This window comes from Frankia canadensis, from assembly GCF_900197875.1.
In the GTDB taxonomy this organism is placed as follows: Bacteria; Actinomycetota; Actinomycetes; order Frankiales; family Frankiaceae; genus Frankia; species Frankia canadensis.
Genome location: NZ_FZMO01000232.1, coordinates 1 through 5,811 on the forward strand (window position 1 = coordinate 1; position 5,811 = coordinate 5,811).

At 73.1% G+C, this 5,811-nt stretch carries 5 protein-coding genes; 2 read left to right on the top strand and 3 right to left on the bottom strand.

Going from position 1 to position 5,811, the window contains the following annotated elements; all coding sequences use genetic code 11:
* Nucleotides 1-142 precede the first annotated feature (142 nt).
* Complete coding sequence (panB, locus tag C1A33_RS18605; protein WP_101832744.1) at nt 143-997, bottom strand: 3-methyl-2-oxobutanoate hydroxymethyltransferase; 855 nt, start codon at nt 995-997, stop codon at nt 143-145.
* Between the two features lie 309 nt (nt 998-1,306).
* Here panB and C1A33_RS18610 point away from each other — a divergent pair, with 309 nt between their 5' ends.
* Nucleotides 1,307-1,855, top strand: coding sequence for a phosphotransferase (locus C1A33_RS18610; RefSeq protein ID WP_243407703.1), 549 nt, complete (start codon nt 1,307-1,309; stop codon nt 1,853-1,855).
* A gap of 60 nt (nt 1,856-1,915) precedes the next feature.
* On the opposite strand, the gene C1A33_RS18615 is transcribed toward C1A33_RS18610, so the two are convergent.
* Nucleotides 1,916-2,893 carry a 1-aminocyclopropane-1-carboxylate deaminase/D-cysteine desulfhydrase gene (locus C1A33_RS18615; protein WP_101832746.1) on the bottom strand — a complete coding sequence of 326 codons (978 nt, stop codon included), beginning with the start codon at nt 2,891-2,893 and terminating at the stop codon, nt 1,916-1,918.
* Between the two features lie 120 nt (nt 2,894-3,013).
* Entirely contained in the window at nt 3,014-4,036 is a 1,023-nt protein-coding gene (gene ppk2 / locus C1A33_RS18620) for a polyphosphate kinase 2 (protein ID WP_101832747.1), read from the bottom strand.
* A 505-nt stretch (nt 4,037-4,541) separates the two neighbouring features.
* Between ppk2 and C1A33_RS18625 the strand changes: the two genes are divergently transcribed.
* The coding region (locus tag C1A33_RS18625; RefSeq protein WP_133150715.1) for a serine/threonine-protein kinase at nt 4,542-5,811 on the top strand (1,270 nt) is incomplete at its 3' end.

The following is a 5,811-nucleotide window of genomic DNA, read 5'->3' on the forward strand; positions in this document are numbered from 1 at the left end:
GGCGACCGACGTCGGCGACTCGCCGACAGCGACTCCCCCGCCCCGTCCCCGTCCTCCTGACCGACGTCCCGACGTCCCGACGTCGATCGGCCGGCGCCCCACCTTGTGGGACGCCGGCCATGGTCACGGCGCCGCGAACCGCTCAGACGCTGGTGTGCGCGCGCTCGGGATAGCGGACCGCGGCGACCTCGCCGGCGTAACGATCGGCTGCGTCGCCCAGAGTGCCGGCAAGGTGGGCGTAGCGCTTGACGAACCGGGGCGCGCGGCCCGTGGTCAGGCCGGCCAGGTCCTGCCAGACCATGATCTGGGCGTCGCAGTCCGGACCCGCTCCGATGCCCACCGTCGGGATGCGCAGGGACACGGACACCCGGCGTCCCAGCTCGGCCGGGACGGCCTCCAGGACAACGGCGAACGCGCCCGCCCGTTCCAGTGCCAGCGCATCCTCCAGCAGCCGGTCACCGGCGCCGCCGCGGCCCTGAACCCGGTGCCCGCCCAGAGCATGGATGCTCTGCGGGGTCAGTCCGAGATGCCCCACAACCGGGATGCCGGCCGCCACCAGCGCGCTCACCTGCGGGATCACCGCCCGGCCGCCTTCCAGCTTGACCGCCTGCGCCCCGCCCTCCTTCAGATGGCGCACCGCGTTGACCAGCGCCTGTCGCGGCCCGCTCTGGTAGGTACCGAAGGGCAGGTCGGCGACGACCAGCGCGGTACGGGTGCCGCGGACGACGGCCCGCACCATCGGAACGAGCTGCTCCATCGTCACCGGTACGGTGCTCGGGTCCCCGAGGACCATCTCGCCGCTGGTGTCGCCGACGAGCAGGGCACGCGCCCCGGCCTGGTCAAGGACCCCGGCCGTGAGGGCGTCGTAGCTGGTGAGCATCGCCCATCGCTCACCGCGGTCGGTCGCCGCCTGTAGATCACGAACAGTGATCCGACGATCCGTGGGCCACGCTGTTGCTGTCCGCGAAGGCACGGGAAGGAGGGGAGGAATGGACATGGGTATGTCCCTTCTGGTCACCACCACGGTCGGGTTGGCGCCAGTCCCGATAATGCTCCGGCGGATCTCTGTGCCGCCGGCCCGTGATGCCTTCACCACGGACTCGGCCGCGGCAAAGCTCGGCGGAGCGGCATGACGGACACGTCTCTTCCCGGCGGCGCGGTCAACGCCGTGACCCGCGTTGGCGCAACAGTACGAAGGCCGCTGCCACCCCGTGCCGGTTACATCCACGATCTACTCACGTTTCTGGCACAGCAGGGCTGGGATGGGGCACCACGACCGCTCGGAGTCGACGAACACGGACGCCAGGTGCTCACCTATCTGCCCGGTCATGTCGCCTGGGCGCCCGGACAGCTCGCCGCGGTCATCTCCGACGCCAGTCTCTCCCGCGTTGCCGGCCTGGTTCGCCAGCTGCACGATCTGACGGCCGGCACTCACCTGGCCGGCGGCTGCGAGGTCGTCTGCCACAACGATCTGGCTCCCAAGAACACCGTGTACCGCGACCTCGGCGCAGGGATGCGTCCCGTTGCCTTCATCGACTGGGATCTGGCCGGCCCCGGCGAACGCATCCACGATGTCGCGCATGTGTGCTGGCAGTTCGTCGGGCTCGGGCCCGCCGTCGCCGCCCCGTCGGAAGCAGCCCGAAGGATCGGGCTGATCCGTGACGCCTACGGCCTGCGCCGGGATGCGCCGCTGATCGAGACGGTGTTGTGGTGGCAGGATCGCTGCTGGCGCGGGATCGAGGCGGGAGCACGCGCCGGTGATCCGGCGGCCAGGCGGCTGCGCGACGCGGGCGCCGTCGACGAGGTGCGCGCTTCGCAGCAGTGGGTCTGCGACCATCGCGAGCAGCTCACCTGAGGAGCCGGGAGACGATTCGTTCGCCGATTGTGCGCACGACCCAGGCTGGCGGACGGGGACTCAGGGCGTCGCCACACCCGCGGCCGCGATGCGCGCAGACGACTGCGGTCCGTCGGCCAGGGCGTTCACGACAGCGACGATGGTGCTCCCAGGCCGGAAGTCTCCGGCGGCGACGAGGGTGAACACTCCCAGGAGCATCTTCGCCTCGTAGACCGGTTCCAGGGTGAGGCCGTGGCGGTCGGCGAAGTCGGCGATGAACCGGGTCAGGTCCGGGGTCGTCCGGGCGTAGCCGCCGCAGTGGAAGCCACACTCCAACGTCCAGGTGGTGGTGGCGGCGCCGAACGCGGCCCGCTGCAGCGCGCGGATGTCGTCGGCCAGGAAGTCGCCGCCGCGCAGCACGGGGAAGCCGACCGCGCGCTGGCCGGGCCGCAGCCCGGCGGCGAGGCCGGCCAGGGTGCCCCCGGTTCCGCAGGAGCAGCAGAGCACGTCGAATGGCTGGGTGATCTCGGCGGGCAGCCCGGCGGCGCCGCGTACCCCGAGCGCGTTGCTGCCGCCTTCCGGCAGCAGATGGAAGGGGCCGAACGCGGCCCGCAGCCGGTCGGCCAGGTCCGGGGACGTCCGCCGCCGGTAGGACGTCCGGTCGAGGTAGGTCAGGTGCATGCCATGCTCGGCGGCGCGTGCCAGGACCGGGTTGAGCGGGCGGTGCTCCTCCCCGCGGATGACGCCGACGGTGCGCAGCCCGAGCGCCGCGCCGGCGACGGCGACGGCCCGGACGTGGTGCGAGTAGGCGCCGCCGAACGTCAGCACCGTGTCGTGGCCCGCGGCGTGGGCCCACGCCAGGTTCGGCGCGAGCTTGCGCCACTTGTTGCCCGGGATGTCCGGATGAACGAGGTCGTCACGCTTGAGCAGCAGGCGCAGGCCGCGCGCGGCCATCCGGTCGTCGACGAGCTCGTCGAGCGGCGACGGCAGCCGCGGGCGCAGCAGCTCGGCGAGACGCGCTTCCTCACCTCGAACGGCGGCGGCCGGTGCCTCGTCCATCAGACCATTGTCGACCGTCCACGGCCGAGCCCGCACTGCCATGGCGGGCCACGGCCGCCGCGCGCCTGGGTCTGGCCGCGATGTCACGTCCTCGCGGCCGGCCGACCCGCGGCGGTCGGGTCAGTGCAGGGAGGGGAAGGTGCGGTCGGCCTGTTCGCCGGTCTCGAGGAGGTCGACGGCGTGGCCGACGATGAGCGGGTCCGGCGTGCCGACGAGCTCCGGGTCCTTGCCGGTGTAGTTGAGACGGTGCAGGACGTGGCGCATCGCCTCGAGCCGGGCGCGCTTCTTGTCGTTGCTCTTCACCACCGTCCACGGCGCCTCGACCGTGTCGGTGTAGAAGAACATCGCCTCCTTGGCGTCGGTGTAGTCGTCCCAGCGGTCCAGGGAGGCGATGTCCATGGGGCTGAGCTTCCACTGCCGGACCGGGTCGATCTGGCGGACGATGAAGCGGGTCTGCTGCTCGCGCCGGGACACCGAGAACCACAGCTTGACGATGGTGATGCCGCTGCGGGTCCACATCCGCTCCAGCTCCGGAGCCTGGCGGAGGAACTCGCGGTACTCCTCCGGCGAGCAGAACCCCATCACCCGCTCGACGCCGGCCCGGTTGTACCAGGACCGGTCGAACATGACGATCTCGCCGGCGGCCGGCAGGTGCTCGACGTACCGCTGGAAGTACCAGGAGCCCTGCTCACGGGGGGAGGGCTTCTCCAGGGCGACGACCCGGGCGCCACGCGGGTTGAGATGCTCGGTGAACCGCTTGATCGTCCCGCCCTTGCCGGCGGCGTCGCGGCCCTCGAAGACGAGCAGGAGGCGCTGCCCGGTCTCCTTGACCCAGTACTGCAGCTTGAGCAGCTCGATCTGCAGCAACCGCTTCTCGCGCTCGTAGTCGGCGCGGTGCAGGCGGGCGTCGTAGGGGTAGTTCTCGCGCCAGGTGTCGACGGGGGTGCCGTCGGGACGCAGCAGGGTGGCCTCGTCGTCGTCCTCGTCGAGGACGCGCAGCCCGGCGAGATGCTCCGACTGCTCACCGACCTGCTCCGCGAGCCCGGCGGCCCCCAGCCAGCCGCGGATGCTCTCGCCGCCATGCACCAGCGGCTCGGCCTTCACGTCGGCTCCCCTGGGGATCACCCGTTCGACCTGGGTCACATCGACTCCCTCCGCGCACCGGCTGCGTTCCCCGGCCCGGGCGGTGGTCCCGGCCGCGTCCATCCCAGGTCGGCCCTGGCCGGCCAACCGTACGAAAGTCCGCCGGTCCGGTGTTGGCGGACGAACGAACGCCCGATGGCGGAACAGTCGCACTCCGACATATCCGACACAGACCGGCCGGCATCACCGCGTCGCGGCTCGCTCCGTCCACGGCCGACGTACGGCCGAGGTCCTGTCCCGTTCCTTCCCGGCGTCGCCCACCGGCATTCACACCGCGGCCGCGGATGTCGTCCCGCCGACACCCCCACCCGCACCGGGAGTACACAGTCCATCGACGGACGGCAACATCGCCATTACCAGATGAGGGTGCCGCCCGGCCCGCGAGACAATCGCCAGGACCACCCGCACCGCACGGCGCCAGCGGCGGTGACGGATCGGCCGCTCGCCCATGTCGGTTCTTGTACGACCCGCCGCCGCGCGGGGTGCCAGGAGATAAGGAAGCAGTGTGCTGACGCCCCTGACCTCGGATGACCCCCGTCGTATCGGTCCGTTCCGGGTGGCGAACCGGATCGGCGCCGGCGGAATGGGAGTGGTCTACCTCGGATTCGGCGAGGACGGCAAGCCGGCCGCGGTGAAGGTGCCGTCGGTGGGCCTGGCGGACAGCGCGGAGTTCCGGTCGCGGTTCCGCCAGGAGGTGGACGCGGCGCGGCGGGTGCGGGGCAGCTCGGTCGCGGCGGTGCTGGACGCCGATCTGACCGGGGACCGGCCGTGGATGGCCACCGAGTTCGTCGAGGGCCGCAGTCTCGCCGACGCGGTCGCCAGCCGCGGTGCCCTGGACGACCGGCTGGTGCACGGGCTGGCGATCGGGCTCGCCGACGCGCTGGTCGCGATCCACGCGGCCGGGGTGGTCCACCGCGATCTGAAGCCGGCGAACATCCTGCTGGCCTGGGACGGGCCGAAGGTCATCGACTTCGGGATCGCGCGGGCCGCCGACAGCACCAGCCACACCCGCACGGGGATGCTGATCGGCACGCTGATCTGGATGGCGCCCGAGCAGCTGCGCGGGGACCGGGCGGGCCCGCCCGCCGACGTGTTCGCCTGGGGGGCGTGCGTGGCGTTCGCGGCGGCGGGACGCCCGCCGTTTCGGGGGGAACGCGCCGAGGCCATCGGGATGCAGATCATGACCGCCGAGCCCGACCTCGACGGGGTGCCGGCGGACCTGGTGGACCTGGTGTACGCGGCGCTGGCGAAGGAGCCCGAGGCGCGCCCGCGCGCCACCGACCTGCTGGCCCGGCTGGTGGGCCGGGACGTGCGCTCGGCGGCCGAGTCCGACCAGGCGAGCGAGACGGCGCTCGCCCAGATCTGGAACCTGCCGCCGACGCCGCCGGACGGCGCGGGCCCCGCGTTCGCCGGGCGCCCCGCGGCCCACGGCGGGCCCGGCTACCCGCCCGCCACGGCGGGCCGTCGCCCCCCGGCGGCACCGGCCGGCGGCTACCCGCCCGATCCCACCCTGCGCGACTCCCGCGCCGCCCGCGACCGCGGCTACGACGACCGGGGCTACGACGGCCGGGGCTACGACGGCCGGGGCTACGACACCCGTGGTTATGACGACCGTGGGTACGGCGGCTCGGGCCCCGGCGGGGGCACACCGCCGTCCTACGGCCCCGCCGGCTACGACGCGGCACCGCCCGGACCCGGCTACGCCCACCAGCACGGCGCCGGTCCGGGTGGGCCCGGCGGCTGGGGCGGGACGGGGCCGTCGGGCCCACCCGGAC

Excerpts from the sequence above, each read along its gene's own strand:
- panB (WP_101832744.1), bottom strand. The coding sequence starts at position 997 with ATGTCCATTCCTCCCCTCCTTCCCGTGCCTTCGCGGACAGCAACAGCG.
- C1A33_RS18615 (WP_101832746.1), bottom strand. The coding sequence starts at position 2,893 with ATGGACGAGGCACCGGCCGCCGCCGTTCGAGGTGAGGAAGCGCGTCTC.